The sequence below is a fragment of the Hymenobacter agri genome (assembly GCF_054778495.1).
The window spans coordinates 1-3,326 of sequence record NZ_BAAGZM010000487.1; the positions used below are offsets into that span (position 1 = coordinate 1).

The window sequence follows — 3,326 nt, forward strand, 5'->3', positions numbered from 1 at the left end:
GCCGCCGCCTCAGCGGCCCCGCCGCCGCCCGCGCCGATGCCCGCGAGGCCCTGCTTACGGCCCTGAAAGGTCACTTGGCCGCCGACCACGGCAGCACGATGGCTAACATGGTGCTCAGCAACCGTCTCATCGCCGACATCATTGAGCTGGGCACCGAAAACGCCCTGCGCCCCTGGCAGCAACAGCTGCTGAAGGATTCGGCCGCGAAGCACGGTGAAGACTACGCCTCGCTGGAACAGCCGTTCGCGGGCTAGAATGGGAATGAAAAGAACGTTATGCTGAGCTTGTCGAAGCATCTCTACCGCAGCAGTAATCAATGTTACTTGCGCGGTAGAAATGCTTCGATAAGCTCAGCATAACGTTTTGGCTTTTTCGCCAGTGCCAATCAGCTCGCTAAAACTGCGCCTCCTCGGTGCTGCCCACCAGGGCGGCGGTGCTGGTCTGGTTGCTGGTGACGACGTTCTGCACGGCATCGAAATAACCGGTGCCCACGAACGATTGGTGCTTTACGGCCTGGTAGCCGTCCTTCGCCAGCGAAAACTCGCGCTCCTGCAGCTCGGAGTAGCCAGCCATGCCGCGCTGGCGGTAGGCCTGGGCCAGCTCGAACATGCTGGTGTTGAGCGCGTGAAAGCCGGCTAGCGTGATGAACTGAAACTTGTAGCCCAGCACAGCCAGCTCCTCGCGGAAAGTCTCCATCTGCGCCACGCTCAGCTTGGCGGCCCAGTTGAAAGACGGCGAGCAGTTGTAGGCCAGCAGCTTGCCCGGATATTGGGCGTGAATGGCCTCCGCAAAGCGGCGGGCGTCGGCGAGGTCGGGGTGAGAAGTTTCCATCCAGATGAGGTCGGCGTAGGGCGCGTAGGCCAAGCCGCGGGCAATGCCGGCCTCCACGCCGCAGCGGATGCGGTAGAAACCCTCGCTGGTGCGCTCGGCCTCCTGGAGGATGAATGGCTGGTCGCGCGGGTCCACGTCGGCCGTGAGCAGGTCGGCCGCGTCGGCATCGGTGCGGGCTACGATGAGCGTGGGCACGCCCAGCACATCGGCCGCCAAGCGGGCGGCCACCAGCTTGTTGATGGCTTCCTGCGTGGGCACCAGCACTTTGCCGCCGAGGTGCCCACACTTCTTGGCCGACGATAATTGGTCTTCGAAATGCACCCCGGCCGCCCCGGCCTCAATCATCATCTTCATCAGCTCGAACGCATTCAGGTTGCCGCCAAAGCCGGCCTCGGCATCGGCCACGATGGGCGCGAGGTAGTGCACGTCGCTGCGGCCGTCGAGGTGCTGAATCTGGTCGGCGCGCAGCAGGGCGTTGTTGATGCAGCGCACCACGGCCGGCACGCTGTCGACCGGGTAGAGGCTTTGGTCGGGGTACATGTGGCCCGCACCGTTGGCATCGGCCGCTACCTGCCAGCCGCTGAGGTAGATGGCCAGCAGCCCGGCCTGCACCTCCTGCACGGCCTGGTTGCCGGTGAGGGCGCCCAGCCCGGCCACGTACTCGCGGGTGTGCAGCAGCTCCCACAGCCGCTCCGCCCCTTGCCGGGCCAGCGAGTATTCGATGTGCACCGTGCCTTGCAGCTTCACCACATCCTCGGGCGAATAAGGGCGCTGAATGCCAATCCAGCGGGGATTGTGGGCCCAGTCGAGGGCGATTTCGGCGGCGCGTTGGGTTTGGGTTTTCATGGGAGTGTTGGTTATGGTGGGAGGTTGAGTTTGGGCAATAGGGTACCGGGCTGCCCGTTTGGGCGGCTTTTTTCCTTGTCTTATTGTGGGTAGAGACGCAATATTTTGCGTCTCGTCATTGAACGGTTGCGCTTGAACTACACACCCGAACGGCGCGGACGCCGAGACGCAAAATATTGCGTCTCTACATCGTTCTAAGCCAGCTGCTCGTAGGCCGGCACGGTCAGAAATTCGATGAACTGCTCGCTCATCACCAGCTTATCGAAAAGGCGGGCAGCTTCCACGAAATGGCCTTTTGCAAAAGCCTCCTCCCCTACTTGCGCTTTGATTTTCTCCAGCTGCCCGGGCACCAGCCCGCGGTACAGCTCCGTCGTTACCGGGCGGCCATCGGCCAGCGTGGTGCCCGGCGTGTGCAGCCACTGCCACACCTGGGCGCGGCTGATTTCGGCCGTGGCGGCGTCCTCCATCAGGTTGTAGATGGGCACGCAGCCGTTGCCGCCCAGCCAGGAGGCCAGGTATTGGATGGCCACGTCGATGTTCAGCTTCAGGCCTTCTTCAGTGATATTTCCCGCCGGTGATTTTACCAAATCGGTGGAGGTCACGTGCACGTCGGGGCGCTTGTTTTCGATTTGATTGGGGCCGGGCATGAGGCGATTGAACACTTCCAGCGCCACCGGCACCAGGCCGGGATGCGCTACCCAGGTGCCGTCGTGCCCGTTGGTGGCCTCGCGAATTTTATCCTGGCGCACTTTCTCCAGGGCCGCTTCGTTGGCGGCCGGGTCGTTTTTGATGGGAATCTGGGCGGCCATGCCGCCGATGGCGTGCACGCCCCGGCGGTGGCAGGTTTGCACCACCAGCGCCGAGTAGGCGGCCATGAAGGGCACGGTCATCGTGACCTCGGCGCGGTTGGGCAGGCGAAATTCGGGCTTGAGGCCCAAGCGCTTAATGTAGCTGAAGATATAGTCCCAGCGCCCGCAGTTCAGGCCTGCGCTGTACTCGCGCAACTCGTACAGAATCTCGTTCAGTTCGAAGGCAGCGGGTAGCGTTTCAATCAGCACCGTGGCCTTGATGACGCATTTGGGCTGCTTCAGCGACCATTGGGCGAAGCCGAACACGTCGTTCCAGAGGCGGGCTTCGAGGTGGCTTTCGAGCTTGGGCAGGTAGAAATACGGCCCCGTGCCGCGGGCGCACAGCTCGTGCGCGTTGTGGAAATAGTAGAGGCCAAAATCGAGCAACGCGGCGCTGATGGGCTCTCCATCAACCAGAATATGCTTTTCGAGCAAATGCCAGCCGCGCGGGCGCACCATGAGCACGGCCGTTTTCTCGTTCAGGGTATACTCTTTGGTGGGCGTGCTCAGCGAGATGGTGCGGCGCACGGCATCGCGCAGGTTGAGCTGGCCCTGGATGATGTTGTCCCAGGTTGGCGCGTTCGAGTCCTCCAAATCGGCCATGAACACGCTCGCGCCCGAGTTCAGGGCATTGATAATCATCTTCCGCTCCACGGGGCCGGTGATTTCGACGCGGCGGTCAAGCAGGTCGGCGGGCAGCGGGGCCACCGTCCAGGCCTGCTCGCGGATGCGCTGGGTTTCGGGCAGGAAATCAGGCAGGATGCCGGCGGCGAAGTCGGCCTGCCGCTCGGCCCGGCGGGC

General features: G+C 63.1%; 3 protein-coding genes. 1 reads left to right on the forward strand and 2 read right to left on the reverse strand.

Going from position 1 to position 3,326, the window contains the following annotated elements:
* The coding region (locus ACYVDE_RS18085) for a hypothetical protein (protein ID WP_460502953.1) at positions 1 to 254 on the forward strand (254 nt) is incomplete at its 5' end.
* A gap of 139 nt (positions 255 to 393) precedes the next feature.
* Here the strand turns inward: ACYVDE_RS18085 and aceA are convergent.
* Together aceA and aceB are read right to left on the reverse strand one after the other, a co-directional pair.
* Positions 394 to 1,677, reverse strand: a complete 1,284-nt coding sequence (gene aceA / locus ACYVDE_RS18090) for an isocitrate lyase family protein (protein WP_460502954.1) — start codon at positions 1,675 to 1,677, stop codon at positions 394 to 396.
* 194 nt (positions 1,678 to 1,871) lie between these two features.
* The coding region (gene aceB, locus ACYVDE_RS18095) for a malate synthase A (RefSeq protein WP_460502955.1) at positions 1,872 to 3,326 on the reverse strand (1,455 nt) is incomplete at its 5' end.